The sequence below is a fragment of the Aquimarina sp. Aq78 genome, assembly GCF_900299525.1.
Classification (GTDB): domain Bacteria; phylum Bacteroidota; class Bacteroidia; order Flavobacteriales; family Flavobacteriaceae; genus Aquimarina.
Genome location: NZ_OMKA01000001.1, coordinates 910,871 through 934,775, shown reverse-complemented (window position 1 = coordinate 934,775; position 23,905 = coordinate 910,871). Strand labels below are relative to the sequence as shown.

Annotated in this window: 29 protein-coding genes; 4 read left to right on the top strand and 25 right to left on the bottom strand. The window is 31.3% G+C overall.

Annotated features, from left to right (window positions below; all coding sequences use genetic code 11):
- Positions 1-23: 23 nt before the first annotated feature.
- A complete protein-coding gene (gene murA, locus DG435_RS04055; protein ID WP_106792157.1) occupies positions 24-1,340 on the top strand; it encodes a UDP-N-acetylglucosamine 1-carboxyvinyltransferase in 1,317 nt (438 codons plus the stop codon).
- Between the two features lie 179 nt (positions 1,341-1,519).
- Here the strand turns inward: murA and DG435_RS04050 are convergent, their stop codons facing one another.
- From DG435_RS04050 to DG435_RS04020, 7 genes are all read right to left on the bottom strand, one after another.
- Entirely contained in the window at positions 1,520-3,412 is a 1,893-nt protein-coding gene (locus tag DG435_RS04050) for an ATP-binding protein (protein WP_106792158.1), read from the bottom strand.
- 372 nt (positions 3,413-3,784) lie between these two features.
- Positions 3,785-3,976, bottom strand: a complete 192-nt coding sequence (locus tag DG435_RS04045; protein WP_024769089.1) for a cold-shock protein — start codon at positions 3,974-3,976, stop codon at positions 3,785-3,787.
- A gap of 208 nt (positions 3,977-4,184) precedes the next feature.
- Positions 4,185-4,661: a hypothetical protein gene (locus DG435_RS04040; protein ID WP_106792159.1), complete on the bottom strand. Its 477-nt coding sequence runs from the start codon at positions 4,659-4,661 to the stop codon at positions 4,185-4,187.
- Positions 4,662-5,532: 871 nt separating this feature from the next.
- Complete coding sequence (locus tag DG435_RS04035) at positions 5,533-6,612, bottom strand: glycosyl hydrolase 53 family protein (RefSeq protein WP_106792160.1); 1,080 nt, start codon at positions 6,610-6,612, stop codon at positions 5,533-5,535.
- A 320-nt stretch (positions 6,613-6,932) separates the two neighbouring features.
- A complete protein-coding gene (locus DG435_RS04030; protein WP_108840559.1) occupies positions 6,933-7,697 on the bottom strand; it encodes a hypothetical protein in 765 nt (254 codons plus the stop codon).
- Positions 7,694-8,191 (bottom strand): MarR family winged helix-turn-helix transcriptional regulator, encoded by a 498-nt coding sequence (locus DG435_RS04025; RefSeq protein ID WP_106795217.1) that lies wholly within the window; start codon positions 8,189-8,191, stop codon positions 7,694-7,696. The genes DG435_RS04030 and DG435_RS04025 overlap by 4 nt, the downstream gene beginning before the upstream one ends.
- Before the next feature lie 195 nt (positions 8,192-8,386).
- Positions 8,387-8,695 (bottom strand): hypothetical protein, encoded by a 309-nt coding sequence (locus DG435_RS04020; RefSeq protein WP_108840558.1) that lies wholly within the window; start codon positions 8,693-8,695, stop codon positions 8,387-8,389.
- A gap of 649 nt (positions 8,696-9,344) precedes the next feature.
- Between DG435_RS04020 and DG435_RS04015 the strand changes: the two genes are divergently transcribed.
- Together DG435_RS04015 and DG435_RS04010 are read left to right on the top strand one after the other, a co-directional pair.
- Complete coding sequence (locus DG435_RS04015; RefSeq protein WP_106793860.1) at positions 9,345-9,509, top strand: DUF1737 domain-containing protein; 165 nt, start codon at positions 9,345-9,347, stop codon at positions 9,507-9,509.
- Positions 9,510-9,624: 115 nt separating this feature from the next.
- A complete protein-coding gene (locus DG435_RS04010; protein ID WP_106793861.1) occupies positions 9,625-9,810 on the top strand; it encodes a hypothetical protein in 186 nt (61 codons plus the stop codon).
- A 28-nt stretch (positions 9,811-9,838) separates the two neighbouring features.
- Here DG435_RS04010 and DG435_RS04005 read toward each other — a convergent pair whose 3' ends face one another.
- The 9 genes from DG435_RS04005 to DG435_RS03965 form a co-directional block, all read right to left on the bottom strand.
- Positions 9,839-10,060 (bottom strand): hypothetical protein, encoded by a 222-nt coding sequence (locus tag DG435_RS04005; protein WP_106793862.1) that lies wholly within the window; start codon positions 10,058-10,060, stop codon positions 9,839-9,841.
- 225 nt (positions 10,061-10,285) lie between these two features.
- On the bottom strand, positions 10,286-10,702 hold the full coding sequence (locus DG435_RS04000; RefSeq protein ID WP_106793863.1) for a hypothetical protein: 417 nt from the start codon (positions 10,700-10,702) through the stop codon (positions 10,286-10,288).
- A 168-nt stretch (positions 10,703-10,870) separates the two neighbouring features.
- Positions 10,871-12,037: an FAD-dependent monooxygenase gene (locus DG435_RS03995; RefSeq protein ID WP_106793864.1), complete on the bottom strand. Its 1,167-nt coding sequence runs from the start codon at positions 12,035-12,037 to the stop codon at positions 10,871-10,873.
- Between the two features lie 104 nt (positions 12,038-12,141).
- Entirely contained in the window at positions 12,142-13,089 is a 948-nt protein-coding gene (locus DG435_RS03990; RefSeq protein WP_159025674.1) for an SMP-30/gluconolactonase/LRE family protein, read from the bottom strand.
- Positions 13,090-13,236: 147 nt separating this feature from the next.
- Positions 13,237-13,809: a hypothetical protein gene (locus DG435_RS03985; protein WP_106793866.1), complete on the bottom strand. Its 573-nt coding sequence runs from the start codon at positions 13,807-13,809 to the stop codon at positions 13,237-13,239.
- 190 nt (positions 13,810-13,999) lie between these two features.
- Positions 14,000-14,449 carry a hypothetical protein gene (locus tag DG435_RS03980; protein WP_106793867.1) on the bottom strand — a complete coding sequence of 150 codons (450 nt, stop codon included), beginning with the start codon at positions 14,447-14,449 and terminating at the stop codon, positions 14,000-14,002.
- A gap of 35 nt (positions 14,450-14,484) precedes the next feature.
- Positions 14,485-14,922 (bottom strand): hypothetical protein, encoded by a 438-nt coding sequence (locus tag DG435_RS03975; RefSeq protein ID WP_106793868.1) that lies wholly within the window; start codon positions 14,920-14,922, stop codon positions 14,485-14,487.
- A 175-nt stretch (positions 14,923-15,097) separates the two neighbouring features.
- Positions 15,098-15,337 carry a hypothetical protein gene (locus DG435_RS03970; protein ID WP_106793917.1) on the bottom strand — a complete coding sequence of 80 codons (240 nt, stop codon included), beginning with the start codon at positions 15,335-15,337 and terminating at the stop codon, positions 15,098-15,100.
- Between the two features lie 386 nt (positions 15,338-15,723).
- Positions 15,724-16,092, bottom strand: a complete 369-nt coding sequence (locus DG435_RS03965; RefSeq protein ID WP_106793869.1) for a DoxX family protein — start codon at positions 16,090-16,092, stop codon at positions 15,724-15,726.
- Positions 16,093-16,192: 100 nt separating this feature from the next.
- Between DG435_RS03965 and DG435_RS03960 the strand changes: the two genes are divergently transcribed.
- Positions 16,193-16,588 (top strand): helix-turn-helix domain-containing protein, encoded by a 396-nt coding sequence (locus DG435_RS03960; RefSeq protein ID WP_234387145.1) that lies wholly within the window; start codon positions 16,193-16,195, stop codon positions 16,586-16,588.
- A 771-nt stretch (positions 16,589-17,359) separates the two neighbouring features.
- Here DG435_RS03960 and DG435_RS03950 read toward each other — a convergent pair.
- The 9 genes from DG435_RS03950 to DG435_RS03910 form a co-directional block, all read right to left on the bottom strand.
- On the bottom strand, positions 17,360-17,731 hold the full coding sequence (locus DG435_RS03950) for a hypothetical protein (protein ID WP_106793871.1): 372 nt from the start codon (positions 17,729-17,731) through the stop codon (positions 17,360-17,362).
- Complete coding sequence (locus DG435_RS03945; protein WP_106793872.1) at positions 17,732-18,010, bottom strand: barstar family protein; 279 nt, start codon at positions 18,008-18,010, stop codon at positions 17,732-17,734. It lies immediately after the preceding gene.
- A gap of 166 nt (positions 18,011-18,176) precedes the next feature.
- Positions 18,177-18,839: a CPBP family intramembrane glutamic endopeptidase gene (locus tag DG435_RS03940; protein ID WP_159025675.1), complete on the bottom strand. Its 663-nt coding sequence runs from the start codon at positions 18,837-18,839 to the stop codon at positions 18,177-18,179.
- 92 nt (positions 18,840-18,931) lie between these two features.
- Positions 18,932-19,711: a LytTR family DNA-binding domain-containing protein gene (locus DG435_RS03935; RefSeq protein WP_159025676.1), complete on the bottom strand. Its 780-nt coding sequence runs from the start codon at positions 19,709-19,711 to the stop codon at positions 18,932-18,934.
- Between the two features lie 410 nt (positions 19,712-20,121).
- Positions 20,122-20,997: an isocitrate lyase/phosphoenolpyruvate mutase family protein gene (locus tag DG435_RS03930; RefSeq protein ID WP_106793875.1), complete on the bottom strand. Its 876-nt coding sequence runs from the start codon at positions 20,995-20,997 to the stop codon at positions 20,122-20,124.
- A 155-nt stretch (positions 20,998-21,152) separates the two neighbouring features.
- Positions 21,153-21,548 carry a VOC family protein gene (locus DG435_RS03925; protein ID WP_106793876.1) on the bottom strand — a complete coding sequence of 132 codons (396 nt, stop codon included), beginning with the start codon at positions 21,546-21,548 and terminating at the stop codon, positions 21,153-21,155.
- Between the two features lie 7 nt (positions 21,549-21,555).
- On the bottom strand, positions 21,556-21,978 hold the full coding sequence (locus DG435_RS03920) for an AraC family transcriptional regulator (RefSeq protein WP_106793877.1): 423 nt from the start codon (positions 21,976-21,978) through the stop codon (positions 21,556-21,558).
- Between the two features lie 67 nt (positions 21,979-22,045).
- Positions 22,046-23,089, bottom strand: coding sequence for an adenylate/guanylate cyclase domain-containing protein (locus tag DG435_RS03915; protein ID WP_159025677.1), 1,044 nt, complete (start codon positions 23,087-23,089; stop codon positions 22,046-22,048).
- 267 nt (positions 23,090-23,356) lie between these two features.
- Positions 23,357-23,905 carry a hypothetical protein gene (locus DG435_RS03910; RefSeq protein WP_106793879.1) on the bottom strand — a complete coding sequence of 183 codons (549 nt, stop codon included), beginning with the start codon at positions 23,903-23,905 and terminating at the stop codon, positions 23,357-23,359.

The following is a 23,905-nucleotide window of genomic DNA, read 5'->3' as shown; positions in this document are numbered from 1 at the left end:
ACCGCTAACGAACTAACGATTACATGGGTACTTTTCAGATAGAAGGAGGGCATCAGCTCAAAGGGGAAATCACGCCTCAGGGCGCCAAAAATGAAGCCTTACAAATTCTTTGCGCAGTATTATTGACACCAGAAGAAGTTATAATTTCTAATATTCCTGATATACGAGATGTAAATAAACTAATAGATATTCTTAGGAATTTGGGTGTGAAAATCCAAAAATTAGGAAAAGGAAAATATTCTTTTAAGAGTGATGAACTCAATTTAGAATATATGGAGAGTGAACAGTTTAAGAAAGAAGGAAGTGGTCTTAGGGGATCTATTATGATTGTTGGACCCTTATTAGCAAGGTTTGGTAAAGGGTATATTCCGCGTCCGGGAGGTGATAAAATTGGAAGAAGACGTTTGGATACCCATTTTGAAGGATTTATTAATCTTGGTGCAGAGTTTAGATATAATAAAGAAGAACGTTTTTATGGTGTCGAGGCACCAGAAGGTTTAACTGGTACGTATATGTTGCTTGACGAAGCTTCGGTAACCGGTACTGCAAATATTGTGATGGCAGCTGTACTTGCTAAAGGCACAACTACAATCTACAATGCGGCTTGTGAGCCTTATTTACAACAATTATGTAAGATGCTTAATGCCATGGGAGCAAAAATCTCTGGTGTTGGCTCTAATTTGTTGGTAATTGATGGCGTTAAAAATCTAGGAGGATGTGAACACCGTGTACTGCCCGATATGATTGAGATTGGATCATGGATAGGGCTGGCTGCAATGACGAAAAGTGAGATCACTATTAAGAATGTAAGCTGGGATAACCTGGGGTTGATTCCAAACACGTTTAGAAAATTAGGTATTACGCTAGAGCGGGTAGGGGATGATATTTATATTCCTGCACATACTAATGGATATCAGATTGAAAGTTATATTGATGGTTCATTTATGACTATTGCCGATGCGCCTTGGCCTGGATTTACACCCGATTTATTGAGTATAGTTTTGGTTATAGCTACTCAAGCCAGAGGAGAAGTAATGGTTCATCAAAAGATGTTTGAGAGTCGTTTGTTTTTTGTTGATAAACTTATTGATATGGGAGCTAAGATTATATTATGCGACCCACATAGAGCTACAATTATAGGTCATGATTTTCAATCTACATTAAAAGCGACTACAATGGTATCTCCTGATATTAGAGCAGGAATATCATTATTAATTGCTGCATTAAGCGCCAAAGGAACGTCGACTATTCATAATATCGAACAAATTGATCGTGGATATGAGAATATTGATGAACGCCTTAGAGCAATAGGAGCTAAAATTACTAGAGTTGAGATGTGATGTATGAATATTTGTGATACAAGATTTAATAATTAGCTGTAAAGCTTTTGTTTAATCTTCAATTCATATTCATCTTTTACCGCTTAAAACGGTTCTATAAAGCCAAATAAAAGAGTTTCAGTGCTCTTTATTTCTTTAAAATATATATTCAGAAATATATTGTTTTTGAATTCTATTAATTAAACCGTTGTTTGAGATGCTTTGATGTACGGAATAGTAAAATAGAATGTAGATCCTTTACCTTTTTTACTTTCTAACCAAATTTTTCCTGTTAGCATTTCAACATAAGCTTTGGCAATTGATAACCCAATGCCAGCACCTTCAAGAGCATAGCGATCTTCAAGGTCTGCCTGAACAAATCGTTCGAAAATAGCTTTTTGACGATCTTTAGCGATTCCCATACCTGTATCTTTTACATAAAATTGAAGAACCTCTTCATCTTTTAGATATCCAAATTCGATTCCTCCTTCATTTGTATACTTAATAGCATTTTTTATCAAGTTAGAAAGAATGGCATTAAATTTTTCTTTATCGGTTTTTATGATTGCATCTTCTGTTGGTAAATCATTTGATAGCGATAGTACAATATTTTTTTTATCTGTTAGTGGTTTAAAGAGGTTAAATAGATGCTTAGTTTGTTTGTTGATATCAACTTCTTCGATGTAAACCTTAACTTGATCTGCAGCTATTCTAGAGATGTCGATAATATCTCTGATTATATTAAGCATACGTGCTCCACTTTCTTTAATAAGATCCAAATAAAGTTGTTGTTCGTCACCAGTAAGTTTTGGTTCGTTTAAGAGTTCTGCAAGACCAAGAATACCATTCATTGGCGTTCTTATTTCATGGCTCATATTTGCAAGAAAAGCAGATTTAAGTCGATCGCTCTCTTCAGCTTTTTCTTTTAATCTACTTAATTCAATTTCATATAGTTTGATATCTGTAATATCTGTAAGAGTGCCAACATACCCAATAATTTGGTTTTTATCATTATACTCTGGTATAGCTCGACCTAATACCCAGGTTACAGAGCCATCGGGTTTAAGAAATCTGTACTCGGCATCAGAGGTTTTTCTTTTATCTGTAGCTGCATACCATCCTTGTTTTAGTCTTTTTCTATCCTCTGGGTGTACTGCATTAAGCCAACCGTCATTTAAAGCTTCTTCTTGTGATAGCCCTGAGATGGAGCACCATTTAGGATTGACAAATATGGTTTTTCCATCACTTTGGGTCATGAATACGCCTACCGGTATCAGGTTCGTCAAAGTTTGGTACCTACCTTTGGTGAATTGAACAGCTTTTTCGGCTACTTCGTATTTTTGCTTGTATGTTAAGGAGTGAAAAATATCTTTAAAAGCATGGTAATTCACGTGGTAGACTTCTTTTTCAAAATATTTTAGATATATAGTAAATATAATACTATAGAAAATTGCCATAAACCCCTTTGATAACAAACCTGAAAACAGGAGTTTTGGTATATTTTCAAAATACCAAAATGAACCTAATGTAAAAAAGATTGCATCAAAACTAAGGACTAATACCATGGTAAACATTACTCTAAGGAGTAGGCTAGAGGTGTGTTTTGAGATAAACTCGTATAAAAATATGATCAATATTGCATCTAGATAAAGTACTCCTGTTCCGACAAATAATACCAATACATTGGTGTAGAAGAAATCTGTAGAAATTTCAAAAGGATTATAGCTATAGGCTCCTTCCATGTTCATTCTAAAGGCAAGTAGAAGAAAGCATAATATAATATTGGCTATAACTAATGCATAGATTAGTTTTCGAGCAGTAATTGCATCCTCTTTGATGTATATTAAAAGTATTGCAAAAAGTGTAGCAGAAAATAAAACAGAAGAACCGGGAGAAACTACAATGGCATCAGATATTTTAAAATAGAGTGTACTGGCCATAAAGACCTGTACAAACTGAAACAATCCCAAAGAAGCGAATAGCACTCCCAAGCCTATTATCGTTCGTAAACGAAACAGTAATAATATTAGGAAGGCAACAACAAATCCTTGAAAAAGAAAAATTAAGATTTGATAGAAAATTAGTGTGTCCATAAGAGTCTAATGCTACATTTAATAGGCGTTTTTAGATTCTTTGGTTAACCTATTTGTGCATAGCGTTTATGTTTTAAGCCCCTTAAAGCTACGAACAATTGTTAAAACATTAGATATATAAAGCCCGAAAAAACGATTTTTAATTAGGAATTATTACTTAAGGTTAAGCAAAAAAAAGGGATTTGGATATATATTATATTGATTTACAGTTTGTTTTTGCTTTAGTTATGTTTGTTTTGATTTTTTTTAAAATGAGAAGATAAGCTTATAACTGGTGCAAGTGTTTAAACCAGAACTTAGGTTTTGATATAAATAAAAAAAACCTGTCATTTTTGACAGGTTGTAGTGCTTTAAAAAATTAAGTAGTATATATTAAATTACTTTTACATTTACTGCGTTTAATCCTTTTTTGCCTTCTTGTAAATCAAATTCTACAGCATCACCTTCTCGAATTTCATCGATTAGTCCAGAGATGTGTACGAAATGTTCTTTGTTAGAATCTTCTTCAGTGATGAATCCAAATCCTTTGGCATCGTTGAAAAATTTTACTGTTCCTTTGTTCATTGTTGAAATTTAAATTAGTTAATAAAAATCAAAGATAACGCCAAATATCTAAATGATCATCATCAAGATGTTTTTTTACTTTACTTGTTAACATGATTTTTAAGTGTTTATTGCTAATATAGGTATAAAATAATTAATTTGTTAATTCTGGATTATTCTTAGGTGATCATAATTAGGTTGTATAAACGGTTGTATATTACATAATTACTTAAAAATATAGTTTTTGTAATTCTAATTTGTAATCGTATTGTAAATCTTCGTGTAATACAGCAATCTTTTTTTTAATAGCCGATGTTTCGCGATGATACATGTTTTTGATAACAGTATTGTTTTGTATAGAAGGGGTGAAATTTTTTAATTTTTCGCAAAAATAGAGAAGCAATTCTATTTCGGTTTCTTTGTTTTTCGAGTATCGAATGTACTTCTTTATGGTTCGTAGAATTTTTCGAATACTTTTTTTAATATAATAATATGATGTGGTGTTAATCATTTCGAATTGTTCATCAATTTCTCTCTGTATGCTTATGATATAATCTTCTTCATGGGTTGATTCGAATAATAAATAGGTAAGTAGTTCTTTATTTTCTTTTTTAAATCGTGATAGACGAAGGCATAATTCTATAAGCTCCTGATGCGAACGATCTGTTAATTCGGTTTTTAGCTCTTTTACAGTGGCGGTTTTCATCTATTGGTATTAAGTTGTTTAGGATCATACATGGGTACATGTAGATCAATATAAAATCACAATAGTCATTTGGTATTGTCACCAAATAACTATGGGATATTTCATGTGTGCAATTTAAATAAAACAATAGTTACAAACAGTGAACTCACTTTTAACTTACAATCATAGCGTATCGGTTTTTTGATCCCTTGGTGTTTAGATGGCCTTGTGTTTTTGTACTTTTTTTAGATAACTGTTTGATGTCTAAGTTGTTGATAAATAGGGCTTGATAGAGTTATTAACATAGTTATTAACAATAAAAGTAGGTTTTTACGTGTTAATTATTTATAAATATGGATAAACTGTGTAATATAACAGATTTTATATTGTTTTCAACAAATTATTAACACTAAATGAACAAATAATTTGGTTTATTGTTAATAACTTGTTATATTAGAGTTAATTAACCTTAAATCACACAATCATGAATCATTTTTATTCCACTTTTGGGTTGAATTTTAAGACTATTGTAAATTTTTTAAGAGAACTTCCTAAGGCTTCTAGTTATGCAATTCGTAAGTAATAGAGATATAACAAATTTTGGGCATTTGTTTTTTAAATCTATGAGAGGGATTATTTTTTGGTAATCCCTTTTTTTTATGCTTAAAACGGAAATATATCTATAAAAATAAATTCCTTTTTCATAATTAGAGTTGAGGTGTATGAGAAGATTATTACTTTCAATTAACACCTTAGTAATATTATAACTTTATAGATCTTGTTAGGTAACGTTATAATTCGATTTCCTTTTTTGAATTAACCAGAATACCTCATAGGTTATAATCGAAATTAAAATTAGGAGGTTATTAATGTTAAGTAATCGTGTAGTTTTTTATTCAATTTTAAATTCTCTCAATACAGGTAAGGCTTTATTCTGAAAGTCAAATAATGTTTGATTTTCCCAGGGCGAAGCATCTGTAGCTTGAGTACCTTTCCAGGCAATTAATTCGGCTCCCCAATAACAAAATCCGATTCCATTTTTTACTTCTTTAGTTAGGGTTTTGATTTTTTTGATGAATTGACTCTGACCTTCCACTGACGCTGGATAATCAGGTAAAATCAAATGATCATCCAAACCAACAATATTATTTGTCCAATCATTCCATTTAATTGTAAAAGGATAAGCCGTTTCTGCAATTAAGATTTTCTTATTATGAGTTTCACTTAAATGCTGCATTTTAGTTTTGAGGTTATTTAAAGATTTTCCGTGCCATATTGGATAATAAGATAATCCTATAATGTCATAATCCAATGTATTCACCTGGTTAAAAAACCAATCTGAATTTTCGATGCCGGCAAAATGTATGATAATTTTAGAATCGTTTGAATTTTCTCGTACTGCCGTAATTCCTGATTGCATTAATTCGCTAAATTGCTGATAATTATTTGTTATATGTCCATATGGATGAAGAAATCCAGTATTAATTTCATTGCCAATTTGAATGTAACTTGGACTTATTTCATTTATTACTTTTTCAGTATAATTATAAACACTGTCTTTCAAAGAAGAGAAACTAATTCTTTGCCATTGTGATGGAACTTTTTGTTGACTAGGATCTGCCCAAGTATCAGAATAATGGAGAGTTAACCATGTTTTGAACCCATTAGTTTTTAGGTTTTGGGAAAACTGTTTTACCTCATTAAAGCTCGAGTGTTCATTACTAGGATGTACCCAAAGTCTTAATCTAATAGTATTTATTCCGTTTTCTTTAAGTATTGTTAAGAAATCATTTTGATTTCCATCAAAATCATAGAATATAGGATCTAAATTTGATATTTCAGGATACCTTGAGATGTCAACAGCAGAAATAAATTCCGAATTTTCATTCTCTGAAATAGGCGCATTCATATCATCTTTTTTACAAGAAATAAAAACCAAAAAAGTTATTAATATGTGGATTGTTCTATTCATTTTTTAAATTCATTCGGTAGCCAAAATTACGAAGTTCACCTTTATTTATATCTATTGCTATTCCAAATACTTCTGTTTTCGTTTTTAATTTTTTTCATCATTTTATTTAATGTATGCTAACGGTTTGTATAAGAATAGTAAGGGGTTAAAAATGTACTTGTTTTTCGATTTAATACTTAGCCAAATTTACGATTTTACCGTTAATTTTCTTTAAGCTGTCAAATTGTAAATTTGGCAAACTCTGTTAGTATGCACTAATTTTGGGTTTGGTATACAGCCTTTATTATTTTTATACTTTGTTATGTAGCGTTTTTTTATGATTAGTTGTAAATCACATAATTTACTTTATCCACTCCAGTATTTCCACTTTTTGAATCGTACGCATAGATTATCAATTCATAGTTTCCTGCCGAATTTAGGTTTACGTTTCCTTCAAATAGGTTTGTCTCAACGAGTGACATATCAATGTCTTCAAAATACTCTCCGTCTTTTTTAAGAATACCTTTTACTTCGATTTCATCAGAGTTCCATATTCCTCCTTTTCTTATTGTGCAACCGCACATCATTACAATATTTGCCTTAACAAGAAAGGGCTTTTCTTTTATAGAATTTAAAGAGATATAATGGTGAGTTCTAGGTTTTAATATATCAATAATGAATCCTGGAATCTCAAGAATTATTCCATCACCCAAAATGTCCTTCCCAGGAATTAACCACAACTCGGTACTAACCGTGCTTTGTGCTTGTTTGTTATTAAAAGGTGAAATGATTTCTATATTAATAAAAGTGGGTTCATTAATATCAATAGTTGCTAAGAATTTTGCTGCTTGTTCATCTGAAATTAAATTCCCTCTTTCTTTTGGGGTTTTCATTATTAAATCTGTGTTACCGGTATTGCCGACTGTTTTGCCTTCGGCTAAGATTCTATTATTAGTTTTGTTTCTAATGATAACATAAGCACCTCCAAGTGAGCTACCAACAAATTTTGCGTCTTTAGCTTTTGCTCTAACTATGATTTTAGTTTCTGTTGCAAATGAAGTTAAGCTTAAAAGAATTAATGCTATAAATAATAAGTTCTTTTTCATAATTTATTTTTTGAGTTTAAATATTCTTGTTTAAATCTAAAGTGAAATGAAGTTTCTTCTAATTTTAGGTCTATATTGTCTAAATATGTTAGAATACTTAAATCGTTATCTAGGATATCTAGGATTGCCTTTTCACAACTATTCCAAAGTATTTCAAGTTTGGGTATCAATTTATTAGCTTTATCAGATAATGAGATTATCTGCTTTCTTTTGTCTAAGTGATCTTGTTCAGTTTTTAAATAACCCTTTTCTGACATTTTTTTCACGATAACGACTATAGATGGATGTGCATATCCCAAATGTTCAGCGATATAGGATATTGAACATTTTTCTTTTTTTTGTAAAAACATAAATATTAGATACCAATTTGGTTCGATATCAACATCTAATTCTTTATATAGCTTCCTTATATCACGAGACATTCTGTCACTTACTCTTTTCAATCGGCTATCTAAGGATTTGTAGCCAAGTTCTTTTATAAAGTCATTGTCCATATTTAAATTATTATGTGGGCAAATATAATAGAATAGTAGCTAACTATGTAGTTAACTACATAAATTTTTAAATGCTACATAATAAAGATATAAAGGACATATGTCCTTTATATTTCCTGTATGGTTATTTATAATTAATGTTTTTGATTTACGTATTAGTTATGTTTTTAAACACCATCAATAGATGACTTGTCACTATTTATTGTACCTGGAAAAGTTTGATGTTATAATATTCCCCATTAAGGTTGTACTATGTAATTCAAATTCTGGAGATATAGGCTTATCGTTAGAGGAAATTATGTAACCTCCGTCATGATACCTAGCATACTTAATAGAATTATTCCATATGTCCTTTCCTGATTTCCCTAATGTCATTGCCATATATTCACAATTCAATTTTTTTTGATGATTACTCAAAGAGTCTAATGTTTTGAAAATATCGGATTCAATAAGTGCTCCGATATAAAAGATGAAAGATTTCCTTTCTTTAGGTTTGAAAATCATACAATTTCTACTATATCGACACTTTCCATCAGATATTAAGTGAAGATTTTTTCCTTCTAGATTCGTGATTTCTGTAGTGTTGATTATATAACATGGTTCTGTGCTGTATCTGCAAGAAGCAAAACCACAGGTAATTAATGCTTTGATAAAAGAAGGATTTGAAATGGCACTTTATGAGGTAGAAATGCAAGTATTACAAAAAATGAGAAGAGAATAAGTAGTAAGTGGAATTATTACAAACATTAAAGATTAAGAAAAGGGGAAAAAAATGCTTTACCCCCAATGATCTCATTCCCCTTTTCTATCCTATTATGGTGAAATTAATTTACTAATTATTTATGGTTTTACCATAGTAAAACGATAATAAAACCATAAAAAATAGACGAAAGGCGTATTTTTAGGATGAATGGTGAAGAGATTGAAGATCCTTTCAATGAAAAAGAGGAATATAATAATCTCAAAAACTAGGTAGAAAAAGTAATTAGATATAGTTGTGGAAAACCACAAGGAGATGAAATAACCCTATTGTAATTCAGTATAAGTTTGTTTGGGGAAATCTATTGATAAAGAATTTTAGCTTGATTACGGATTACCGTAAAGATAAAATATAGGGTAATTATAGATTTGTTAATTGATAAATTAACAGTAAATGATATATAAAATACTCTCTGATTCATCTGAAGAAAAACTGGAAAAAAAGGTTAATATTTATTTAGATGATGAATGGGAACCTACTGGAGGAATATCTGCTTTATTTTACGGAGGGCAATTAGGTGTTAGATATTTTCAATCTATTATTAAGAAAGAGAAATAGAATGGAATATAAGTTTGAATGGTGGCATTTAATCATTATGGTTCACCTATGGCTATTATGCTTATGGTATATTGAGTACATAAGAAATAGAAGAAATAAAAATAAATTTCGATAAATGAATGAGTTAATAAAAGACGATACTGTTCAACTAGAAATAGATAGTCCAAAAATGACTGTTAATGGAGTTGATACAAACGGTTATGTTTTTTGTTCTTGGATTAATAAATTAGGAGCAGAGATACGTGGTTCTTTTCTAATACATTTATTAAAAAAAAGATTGAATAATAAAAGCTACCCATAAATAGGTAGCTTTTATCAAAATTATTAGTTTAACCCTTAACAGTAACACATTTTCCTTTTGGTACGAGGGACTCCCATCTTTGGACATCTTTTATATGATGAAATGTGGTAGGATGTAATGAAGAACTTGAATGCCAACATTTGTATGTAATTTTTGTTGCAGAAATAGTTTGTATATCTCCTCCATTAATAGTTTTCAATTTCTTTTTTTCAATTTCGAAATTGCTGAATTTTTGTTGTAATGTTTTCATGTTATATTTTTAAGTTATGTAGATCTATATTAATTGATTTTACTCATACTATCTTGTTTGATTTATAATTGTAATTAATTTAGGGATAAACGTAAGTAGTAAATTCATAAACGTTTGTTGTGAAAACCGTAACATCAATATTTATGCACATTATAGGAACCACTCGATCAAACACCAAAGCCTGCTATGGTATATACTCGGTGTTAGCCAACATTTTTATTAATCTCATTTACAATTTTTGAGATGCTGTCGATTATGAAATCCGCTCCAGAACTCTTTTGGTTTTTCAAAGTTTATATTTTCGTCAATGTGTATTAGGTTAAGGTTTTCACCACTTTTCAAAATACGCAATTCGATTGTATTCATTCCAGCATATTTTATTTCTGCTTTCAAAGAATCTCTCCATTCTCCGAAGGTCTCGAAGTAAAGAGTATCGTTTTTAATTTCGATTTTTCTCCATTTAGACAATTTGACCCAATCGTTGTCCGCGGCAATTCTCATTGAGTCCTTTTTAAAGTAAACTTCTGTATATTCCCCATTTTCACAAACAGAATAATTACCCTGAATATTTTGGTCATTTTGGCAGCCAAAGAATGTTCCTAAAATCAAAATGTAAAGTATACTCTGGAGTTTGAATTTCATAGAATGTTTGCTAACGTTTAGTATAAGTAGGGCAGTAGAAAGCGACAAACTTTCGATTCTGTACTTGGTCAAATTTATTTCACATTCCCCTAAGGGGTAATCTAAAAAGGCTTGGCGGTCTCAATAAATAGGGGAGAACTTTTGAGTATACCATTTACTAGCTATGTTTTATAACACGTTGTTAGTGGTAGTATTTTCTAATTTATTTAAATATTCAATATCGATTATCCGCTTAAATCTTTTTTGATATTGTTTTTCGGGAAAGAATCTCAATAATAAATGGAGTAGCTTTTTTTGTAAACCACCACTGGTCAGTGACATTTTTCCAATTTTCCAAGATTGTTTTACAATGTATTCGACTTTTTTTAATCTTACGTTTTGATAATCAGAAAAAGAAGTATTCATATCATTTTTTATACAAAGCCCTAAAGTATAGGCATCCTCAATTGCCTGACAGGCTCCTTGTCCTAGATTAGGAGTAGTAGCGTGAATAGAGTCACCAATAAAAACAGTATTATTTTTAAACCAATTCTTATAATTGGGTTCAATATCGGCCAATTCATTTTGTAGGATATTGCTTTCCATTGTTCTATTGAGCAAATCCAGTACTATGGGATGAAATTCGCTGTATGTTTTTAATAAATAGGATTTTAGAGAAGCAGATGAATCTTTACTGAAATTCTTTTTTTCTTGAACAGCAAGCCAAAACATTTCGGTATCATTCAATGGTAAAAATAAGAATCGTAAACTACCTTCAAAAAGCTCGTAATAGGTATGTTTTAAATCAGCGTTGATATCAAATTTTGTAATTCCTCTCCAAATGACTTGATGTGTATGTCTTGTCCTTATTTCAGGAAAAACTGATTTTCTCACTGTTGAATTAATACCATCAGAAGCAATTAAGGTGTCAAATTCTGAAACTGTATTATCCTTAAATTTAATCTTTACGTTTTCTTGATTCTCAATGCTTTCTACTTCTTTGTTTAACTCGTAAGAGTTTTTGTCCAGCTCATTAGAAATTACATCTATAATTGAAGCTCTATGAATACAATAGACCTCTTCTGGAAAAGGAACTGTTTTTAGAATTTTTAATTTTTCGGTAGCAAGTACTGTCTTTTTGAGTAAATGCCCTTTTTCTCTTAGTGCATTACCTATGTTAAGTTTATCAAATATTTTTAAGGCATTAGAAGCGATTCCAATTCCAGCTCCAACTTCTTTAAATTCATTAGATTTTTCAAAAAGTTTAAACCCTTGATTATTTCTTTTTAAGGTCAATGCCATTGTTAAACCTCCAATTCCTCCTCCTATGATTGCAATTTTACCTGTTCTCTTCATTTGCTATGTATCTTGTTAGAAAAGTTTTTTGTATATCAAATTGGGTCAGAGTGACTATATCTGTAATTACCGTCTTATTTGTTATAGGTACAGTTAGCATTGTTTTATTCAGCTTTGGTTTTCATCATTGTATACGATTCTAACTTTTTTAAGTCAAGAATCTCATTTGTATTCTCGTCAAAATTGTCTATTTGGGTGTTGATTACGAAATAAATGTTTCCGTCGAAAATGTCAAAAGTGGTTGGGATTTTAAAACTTTCGGTGAATTCGACTATTTTTTTGCTTTCTAGAATTTCCGTTCCAATTTTGTTAAGTTCAAATTTGAACAATCCATTTTGTGATTTGTCACTCCAGCCGTTTACTATTCCATACAGATTATTTTTGTGATATTTTATACCATCTATACCCGAATAACTTTCTTTGGGTTCATTTATTATTTTTTTTGATATTGTTTCGATAATACAAATTCCGTTGTTTGATGCCAAATATAAATATTCATCATTATCGGAGATGGTGATTCCATTAGAGTTGGAAACCTCTTCAGAATCCAAATAAATTTCGATGGTTTTATTTGGTCTTTGAATCTTATAGATTTTGTTGCTTTCTGAATCAGTAATGAAAATTTCATTATTCGAACTAATAGCTAAATCATTCAAGTAGTGAAAATTGGAGTCGTTAATTGAATACGAATCAATTAGATCTCCAGAGGAAAGTTGTAAAAGTAAAAGGATTGATTTGTTTTTATCTCCTGTTAGACTATTACCAAGAGCATATAAAGTGTCTCCTTTAATTGTCATTCCAAAACCTGCTAAATAGTTATGTTTGTTGGTTTTTAGAAAAATTGTAGGATTACTACCATCAAGTGAACTACTTACTATTTTATTATTTTTTAGACTGTTTAGATATAGCTTTTTTGTGCTGCCGTCGACGGCGATACCTTCGGGCATTAAATCCTTCTCAAAATTCAGCTCAATCAATTCTGATTTTTTACTTATACATGATATGAGCCCAAGTAAAACCAAGCACATAAAAATTGATTTAGTATTTAGCATTTTTTCATTTTTAATCATGTGCTTTGTACATAATAGCTAATATCTGGGTTATGGTTAGTATGGGAATTAAAAGTAGTGAACTTTTGATTAAGCACTTAGCTTTTTTTATTAGTAGCCTTATTTGTTATATGATAGTGTTGTAACACGTTATTTTCTGTTTTTATATAGTTCAATGGCTTTTAGATATCTTAACCCGCCTGTCTCAGTTTGGTCGTGTATAAACCCATTTAACTCAGGGTGATTTTTGTCTATCCAATTTAAAAATTCACTTCTGTTTTTAACAAACGTCGTATCATTAAAAATCACATATTTTGTTGTTTCAACGCTGGTTATTTTATCATTGTTAAATCGAATAGTTTGAGTAGTGACAATTGGTTCTTCGTGAAGAAAAAAGATTCTTTTGTCCATTTTTGAAATCTTTGCTTTAACAATTCCGTTTTCTTGTTCAATTTGAAGGATTTCGTATGTCGGATCAAAGACAGAATCCCATTTCAACCATTCAACATATTCTTTCAGAGAAAATGTCTGCTCATAGTCATATTCTTTTTCTTTGGTCAAAAGACTATCGGTTAATAGGGTTACTATTCTAGAATCATCAGAATTGTCAAGAGCCTTGTAGTACCGTTTTGCAATTTCAAGTTTGTCAATTTCTTTTTCAGAAGTTTTACAGGATATAAATCCAATTGCCAATAACAATGATAGAACTATAATTTTATTCATTCGTATTTTGTTTTATATGGTATGCTACAACATTAAATATATGTGTTCTAACAGGGCGAAATGTTACCACGCTTTATGATTTTTCTGGGCACTGATTATTAACTTTTCTTTGGAGCATGCAATTGTGCCTTATCAAAAATATAGAAATCATTCGATCTAACTCTAAGCTGCTATGATCACATATATAGTGTTACCCAGCGTTTTTTATTCCACTTTTTATCTTTTCAATCCAATTTTTGTCGGTAGGTACAACAATAATTGCTTTGAAATTAAATCTCTCACTTTCAATTCCGACACCTTTTAAATCATCAATGTGCAAATCAAAATCAAATGCTGGAGGAAATTTAGAAGAGTTAATATTCCGAGATTTTAAAACTCGTTGATTTTCTGTTTGGTTTACAATTCGATTGACTTTTATTCCATAATATCTTAAAGTCAGTCTTATTTTTTCTTTAGATCTAAATGATGTTGTATAAATATGGATTTTGTGTCCTTGATTCTGCAAGTCCGAAATCAATCCATGAGTTCCTTTTCGCACTTCCTCAATTCCGAACAGTTTAGCAATTCGGTTTTTCTTTTCTGTTTCAAATTCCTTTCCGTTTGGAATTAATGTACTGTCAAGGTCAAAACTTATATCCATTTATTCAATAGTTCTTGTCATTACAATTGTCATCATTATTCCAACGTCATTTGTAATACTAATTTCATTGGTTTATTCTCTCCATCACTATCTCTTTCCCAATAATAAAAATCATAACGTTTACTCTTATTTTTTCGCCCAGATTCGGTCAAGTCAGAAAGTCCGAAAGATAATTTACTCCAAAACTCGTTAGATTCCGTTATTCTTAATTTTCTCTTTTTTTCATCACGAACAAATAAAATGTACTTACAATTCGAACATCGAGTATCTTTTCCATATCTAATTGAAATTGTATCAGATTTTTTGATTTTAGATTTGTCAATTTTAATATTCAAATCTTTAGAAACAGAATTGAATTTTGCGATTACTTTGTCGTTATGATAAACGTGCCAGTAGTCCAAAGTATCCAATTTCGTACTGAATCCTTTAAAGGGTATAGTCAGAAGTAATACGATAATTATTTTTCTCTGCATTGTTTTTTCGATATGACACACAACAAAAGAATATATGTGCAATACACATATATCCTTTTTATATTCTTTATGTTTATTTAACAATCCAAATTACTAAGTTTATCTTTATATTCATTATAGAAAACCACATATTTTAGCCTAAGGTTTTGAAAAGTGCTTTACATAGAATATAATGTTACCTGCTTTTATTTTTCCTTTTCCTTTTCACTATTTTCATACAACTATAATCACAAGCTCCATTCTCTAAATATTCAATTTTATGTTCAGATAGAAGTCGAACAATTATTTCTCTGGTTTCCTTTTCATCAAGCCCGAGTTTTTCTCCAAGGTCAATTTCATTCAACTTACCATTATCTGCAATTAATGCTTTATGATATTTTTCTTTATTTCTACTTATTAGCTGTTTACTATTCATTTTTAATCGCTGTATTATCACCACGTTTCGAAATGCAAAATGCATTACAAAGTGATGAAGCAATTGATTTTTAATCGATTACTATTGTTAAAATTTGATAAAATAATTGGATACGATTACCTGTACATTGTAAAATCCGAGGATTTTTATGTATTAATTTCTCGTTTTATAGAGAATGTCTCTTTAGTAAGACTCAGGTAATATGTTGAATTAGTATAACAGGCTATAAAGATATTAATTCTGAATTAAATTTTTGTAGTAGTCGGTTTTAATTACTGCTAAACGTTTAATATTTGTGTCATAAATGGGTAACTATTACCCCACTTTTTGGTGTTTTTTGTGCATTGATTGTTAACTTTTATACCCAACGAGTACACATCAATATTTTAGTTAAGTACCTGCCCTTTTTTCCTATAAAACACATAAGATATAATCAACAATACAAGCGGAATAGCAGGACCAATGGCTCTGCCATCACCAGCATTTAAATGGGCAATTATAGCAAAGACGAGGTCAAGTGCAAAACCCAGGTAGGCTAACGTTTTGATTATCGGGTTTTTGATCAGCCAAATCGCCAATATACCCAGTATTTTTACTATAGCCAGAGGATATATTATTTCGGTGGGAACACCTAAACTGATGAACATTTTGTTTACCATCTCGTATTGAAGGAAATAAGTGATAGCTCCGGCTAGAAGCATTAAACTAAATAATCCAGTTACCACTCTATAGATTATTAAATCTCTTTTTTTCATCTTAAAATTTATTTATGATTTTGTTTGGCAAATTTAACTCGATTGCTTTAATTTGGAAAGTAACTATATAAAATATAGTGGTATCCAAAAGTATAGTGATATGAAAAACAAAGAAGTGAAGGATATAAAGATTCCGATGAAGGAGCATTTTGGTAATTACATGGTGCCAGTTCGAGACGCACTTGAGGTTTTTAGTGGTAAGTGGAAGATCCCAATTATTTCGGCACTTACCTTTTATGAGACTTGTGGTTTTAAAGAGTTGGAGCGTATTGTAGAAGGGATAACACCAAAAATGTTGTCGAAAGAATTAAAGTTTCTCGAGGAGAATTTGTTGATCATCAGAAAGGTAGAAGATACCCGTCCGATTACCGTTACTTACAGCATTACAGAATACGGAAAAACGTGTAAATCTGTAATGAGTGAATTGTATCGTTGGGGAGTAGAACATCGAAAAAAGGTATTTAATATAGAAGGACAAACCTGGGATAAATGTTAGGGGATTATCACTGAATACATTAAGAACTAACTTACTCAATTGTATACAACGTCTCGGCTATGGTTTCGTTGCGGAAAATGTCCAGCGGACTTTTTCGCTGTAACCTAAAACTAGTTGAATTGCAATGAATTCCGATTAGGAATTCAGCTGCAATGAACTATAGCCATTGTTGTGTTTTAGTGCTTTTTATTATTAATCAATTTCTTTAATTCAGCCCACTTTTTGTCCATAAAAAGGAAATTCGGCAGTTTTAATTTCGATTCAACTCCGTTTGATTCGTATAAAATCCGATTCTTTTTTATTCCGATAATTTTATTTAATTCAATCCGTTCATTTCCGTTTTCGAGATAGATATAATTTTCGTCAAATTCTATTTCTGTCGGTTTGTCAAAAATCCTTATTATCAGAATTAGCGCATAAGTAACGAATAAAGAACAGAAAATAATTGCTCCGATTTTTTTGTCCAAATACTGTAAATCAGAAATCCAATTCCGCCAACAAGAATAATTCGAGCGAGTATATATTGAGCATAATGCAAATTAGTATCGATTCGTTTTTTTGTCATTTTTTGTTTTCGTCCGTTATTTTCAGCATTAACGTTTAATATATGTATCGTAGCAGGGCAAAATGTTACCTAACTTTGGACTATTTCTGCGCATTGATTGCTATATTTTTCGTTTTGCAAGCATTGCGCCTTATCAAAAATACAAGAAACCATTCGATTCATCACTTAGCTGCTATGATCACATTTATGTTGTTGTGCTTAGTTTTTTATTTCGTTTCGTACCAATCTTTATAGTCCAAATGCTTATCAAATTCCTCATCATTCATTTTGAATAGAATCTTTGAGTATTCTCTTGATTTTAAAACCTCTTTTTGATTTAAAAAATCAGTAATCATAAAATGAATAGATGGATGTTCAATATCATTCATTCTCAAAGTCGAATATCTTTTTCTTGATTTCGGGTACTGTTTCCAAAACCTTTTGTAATTGCTATAAATTTGTTCTGTTACTTTTGAAATTATTTCCTTGAGTAATTCAGTTGGGATTTGATTGCCCGAAAGTCCAACATAATACTCTCTAATTTTAGAGTTAAAGTCCTTTTTAGATTCGATTTTATTTTCAGTTTTCCAGAATAGCATTTAGGTCAGTTGTAATTCGATATTCTCGTGTTCTTTAATAATTTCAATTATTCGGTCATAATATTTTAATTCCGATTTACTTTTTTCACTTCGATGCCATTTTATGATATATTTTTCATCAACATCATGAACTCCAAATCCGCCATATAAAACATCGTTAAATGCGTTAAGGTTCTGCCCAATTTTCCAATTCAATCCGGAAGTCATTTTTGATTCCACCTCGCGATAGAATCCTTTCATATTTGAAAATTTATTTCCGTTAATCTCGATTATTCGCATTTTTGTATATTAAGCACAACGGTCTTGTGTATAATTAGTTGCGGGAAATCAGTTATGATTTTCCGATTAAGAATTAAAGATAACTATTGCGCGTGAATTTCCAATTAGTAAATTCTGAAGCAATTAATTATACACGGTGTTGTGCATAGGCTTTACGCTTTTTAAATTATAAAATCCCATAATACATACAGAGTACAGCAATGGTATCAAAGAAGCCGTGTACGGCAATATTAAACCACAGATTGTACTTCCTTTTGTAAAATATAAAACCGAGTATCATCCCTGTGATTGCAGCGACAATTTGCCCAGTAATCCCTTGATAGGCGTGTACGTATCCAAATAGTACTCCGAAAAGGATGATATTTATAACAAGCGCTAGCTTACCATCACCAAAAAACCGTGTGAAGTGGCGCATAAAAAAACCTTTCCAAACAATTTCTTCTCCAAAAGCGGCAGAAACCCATATAAATATGAACAGGACCGCACAAGCAGGTAAGTTGCCTTCAAAGACCTTAAACTCTGAGTAATCAATGGCTTGTCCCGTAAGGAAAGTGACTCCAGGCAAGAGTACAAAAGCATAGAACGCAAATAATGCAATGGCTAGTAGTGGTGCGTAGGTGAAAAAATGGCGCTTCTGATCTTTAAAATTAAATAGTCCTAGCGATTTGAATGCATCTTTACCAAATATGATAACACTAGACAGAATGATTAAGAGCGTCGCTACAATATTTGTAAAATCCCCTAAGCCCATGGGTACGGTAAATAAAATGCCTACTATAATAGCAGTAATAAGAGGGATGATTGTGGTTTTTAAAAAGGATGTTTTCATTGTTTTTTGATTATGATTATAACAACGAAATAACTGCTTTCTTTTCATGAAATGTCAGTAATAGCAGGCAACTTGACTCAGTGGTCGTGTTTTTATCCCTCAATGGTAGGTAGCATTGAGTCGCCATTTTCAAACCATAACATAAAGCCTTTCTTCTTATATCTACTCACCACGATTTTTAATTGCTCTTGCTCGAGAAAAACGGGTTGGAGTACTACAGATAACTTTCCATTTTCTATGGCCTTCATTTCTTTCACCGCACGAGGATGTAGTAATACATTTCGGGATGCTCTGAAAAACCCATAGGCTTCCAATGTTGACTCAAGTATCTTTAGTGTAAAATCTGTGGGGTTTATAGTACCATTTTCTTCAACGAGGTATACTATTTTATGAACTGTATACCCATAGGAAATCTCTTTTATGCGTAACACCTTTTTACGGTTTCCGTTCTTGATGAGAAGGGTTCCTTGTTCGAGCTGGTTTTTATACAGGGTATAGATTTCTAAAGCGTACACCGCTGTAATAAGAATGGCACATATAGCTAAGGTAATTAGTAAGCCTATAGAGAGCGCGTATAGATCAAAATCTGCATCTTCTATCTTGCCGAAAACATAAAATATTGGGATATAAAGTAGCGTAATGATTCCTAGGCTGGTAAATAAAAAGCGTAAGGCGAGTCTAAGAGTAATGTTCTCTTTAAATATATAGCGTAAAAAATAACTATAAGTCAGCTCTGTGATGACAAGTATTACAGTTCCTAAGAACATAGAAGTAAGAATGCCATAGAGTGGGAAGCGATACGACTCGTGTAAAGGAAAATGCTTTGCATTTGTAAGATGATTACCCACCAGCGCAACAATGAGTAAGATCAATAGCTGTTTCCCTCTACGGCGAAGTTGTTTTTTCAAGATGCTATCTGTTTTTAACAACGAAAGTGTATTTTAATTCGATGTCAAATATGGTCAATTTTTCACGTAAACGAAATAAGAAGTTGTGAAAATCCGTCTATAAAAAAACCATCCAAGTTTTCCAGCGTGACTTTTATATTGCATCATGTAATCGTATTTTATGTCTCAGTCTTGACTATAGTTATTTTGTACGTAAAGTATGTATTGCTTCAAATAGTTGAGGACTCTTAGTACAGTACTGAATTCTGAACTATTTATATTTTCATTCTCTTTTTTGAAAGTCAGTTAGAATGCTCTTTATTTAGCTTATGCACAACAAAAGAATATATGTACTAGTACACATATATCGATTTTGTATTCTTTATGTTTATATTTTAGTGCTTTTTATTTTTTTCGGTTGCCATTTTATATGCCATTAATGTTTCAGGGATTGGTTCGAGATGCTCAGATAATCTTTTATATGTTCCCTCTTCAATTACTTCTTGTCCAATTTTCCTTATTGAAGCCAAGGTTGATTTCATTAGGGAAGAACCTAAACTTACTCTGGCAACACCAATTTCTTCTAATTCTTTTATTGAAGGAGGAAACCCTGTTCCGTTTGTGGGGTTTGAAAGAATATTAATTGGTGCATCAATTTCTTGTACTAAAGTTCTTATTTTCTCCTTTTGCCAAACATCTGGAATAAAGATACAATCTGCTCCCGCTTCTTGATATTTATTACCCCGATCAATAGATTCTTTCAACCTGTTATTTTCTGAACCTGAAGAGGTAATGAAAACATCCGTTCTTGCATTGATAACTAAATGTATTCCAAGAGATTTTGCCATTTCTCGAATAGCAGATATTCGCTCACAAAATTCGATTGAATCAACCAATTTGGGATTCAAGTCATAACTATCTTCAATATTAATCCCTACTATTCCTGTTAAAAGAATTTGCCTACTGCTATTTACAATTTCATTTATATTTTTACCATATCCACCTTCAATATCTGCCGTAACAGGTAAGGTTACTTTTTCTACTATTCTTTTAACGGCATCGACCATTTCTTGAAACGGAATTGCTTGACAATCTGGATACCCTAATGAAGCAGAAATGCCCATACTTGTTGTTCCAATTGCTTTAAAACCACTAGCTTCTATTAGTTTAGAACTTCCTGGATCCCAAGAATTTAATAGAGTAAGTATCTTTTCTTCTTTGTGAAGTTTCAAAAAGTTTGAAGCCTTGTCTATTTGATTTTGTGAAATCATTTTTAACGTTGGTTTTAATTGCCACTAATGCATAATATATGTATCGTAGCATTGCAGAATGTTACTACATTTTGGGGGTTCTTGTAAATACTCACAAACCTTTCGGTTTCGCAATTACTAGCAATGAATTATGCGCACTGTTGGCAGTAGTGTTTTTATAATTCCTCCACTAGTTGAATATTATTTCCACAGGTATCATTAAAAACTGCAACTTTTACAGTTCCCATTTTGGTTGGTTTCATACTAAATTCTACATCAAATTTTGCCAATCGTTCATATTCTGCATCAACATTTTGAACATCAAATTGTGTGTATGGAATTCCTGCTTCCATCAATGCATCTTGATAAACTTTAGACGGTTCAAAATGATTAGGGGCGGGTTCTAATAACAATTCTGGCCCATCCTGTGCTTCTTTTGAAACTAAGGTCAGCCATCTATTTCCACCTTCTAATGGTAAATCCTTCTTTTTTATGAAACCCAGTTTTTCTGTGTAAAATTTTAAAGCTTTTTCTTGATCTCGTACTGGAATACTAATTAGTGTTACTTTCATCTTTGATTTATTTATGTTCCAAAGTTCCGAACTTCAAATCTATTTTACTTCTTGAAAGTTGCTCTTTTTGAAATTCTGAAGGTGATTTTCCTGTTTTTGTTTTAAATAAAGTACTGAACGAACCTAAACTTTCAAAACCAACAGCAAAACAGGTTTCAGTTACAGACATCCCACTTGTTAGATAATCTTTAGATTTCTCAATTCGTTTGTCAATTAAGTATTGCCTTGGAGTTATTCCATAATATTTTTTGAACAAGCGTAACAGGTGGTACTTGGAAACAAACTGAATATGGGATAATAATTCCAAATTTAAATTGACATCATAATTATTTTCGATATAGTTTCGAATTCCAATTACGGTGTTAATTTGTCCTTCATTTGAATAAACAATGCTACGAATTCTATAAAGTTCTTTTTCGTAAAATGTCATTATTTCGTTTTCTTACATTACTGCTAACATTAAATATAAAAAGCGTTTTAATGCTTTTCACATAGTGTTATTTACTATTTGTTTGATTAACTGCATAAAGACGTGTTTGGCTTCCTTTTCCTTTGAGTTCTACACTGCCAAGTTCAGAAAAAACAAAACCCAAATTATTCAAATCGTTTTTTAAACTCTCAGAAATCAAAAACTCTTGCTTAAGTTCATTGCATTGACCTTGAATCCTCGCAGCTGTGTTTATAGTGTCTCCATGATATGCAATTTCTTTTTTGTATTTACCTACCTCGGCCACAGTAACAATACCCGAATTCATTCCTGCTTTAAAATGTGGGATACAATTATAATTCTGTAGGTAATGCTCCTTTCGCTTATCTAATCGCTGTTTAAAATTGAAATAGACATTAAGACAGTTCTGCCCTCGTATTCCATCCTGAAGCTTCCATGTCAATATTACTTCATCGCCAACATATTGGTAGATTTCCGCTTCGTTTTCGACAGAAATTCCTAAATCAATAAAGCAGTCTTGAATCATTTTGCTGTATTCAACATGACCTAAATTTTCGGCATGCATTGTTGAGGACTGAAGGTCAAGAAACATAAAAATCCTCTTTTCTTCTCGGGGTGTATAGAATTTGCCGCGAAAAAGTTTCCATAAATTATCACTTCCTAAAAAGAGATTTACTTGCCTTAGACCGAACATGAAAATATCGACAGATATTATGTATAAATAGATAGCGAAACTACCAGGTTCAAATGCAAACTGAAGAAGCCCAATATCTTCACTGAAAATGAAATATGCTAATAGTACAATAGATGCAACAAATAGAATAGCAAATAGAAACCGAAGAATCAACAGCTTTTGAAATGCTATCTGTTTATATCCGTGTTCTTCGGTCAATATTTGAGCAATACCTGAGACACTTCCGAGAATGGGTCCCATAAAAAAAGAAGCAAGAACCGCTTTCCAAACTTCCATTTGAACAGACCCTAACTCTTTTGTGCCTTCACCCCGAACAATACTTAAAAAAATGAACGCAATAGTCCATCCAATAATATATTGTTTCAGGATTTGTAATCTGCGTTTATTTCTGAACTTCATTTTATTGTAAATAACAAAGATATATGTGTACCGGGACATACATATCCATTATAAATTAGTTTGTAACTGAAATTACTAAAATAACCGATATGATGGTTATGATAAAACTGTAAAATCACTCAAAATAACGCTTTTTTTGCTATTACTATCGAAATACATATCAAGTTATCGTTGCTAATATCTTTGCTAAATGTATTTTTTAAGATATTTTTTTTCTTCAATAGATAGATATGGCTTCCTGTACAGTTTTTAAAAAAGGATGAAATGCTAACCATTTATATAGCTAATGATCCCATATATTGAAGCAAAAAACACGATAGTAATAATTATAAGAAAGGCCATACCGCCTTTATACTCTTCTTCAGCTTCTTGTTCTTGTTTCTTTTTCCATTTTCTGGCTACCTCTTTATTTTGTGATTCATATCTTGTTTTAAGGTCTTTATCAAAACTAGAAACATACTCGTCAAATTTCTTGTACCCCTCGTAAATCTGGTGTTTATCAGTATGATCAGAGACTAACTCAATTCGTAAAAATTTATCCAATACAGCATAACCACTTTTTCCCCGAAGTTCGGTAAATGTATTTTCACGAGTATTTTGGTGTATCAAAACGGTTTCAAATATGTTTTTGATTTTTAAGAAACTTAGAATTAGCTGTACTTTTTCCAGATAACTACTGTTAGTATTAATATCAGTCTCATAATTGTAGGATAGAATATCTAAAACGGCGCTATCCACAACTGTTATGGTTTCATACGGTTGTTGAAACGTATATTTATCGAGTTGGTATTCGTGTTTTTTTTGAACAGTTTCCAT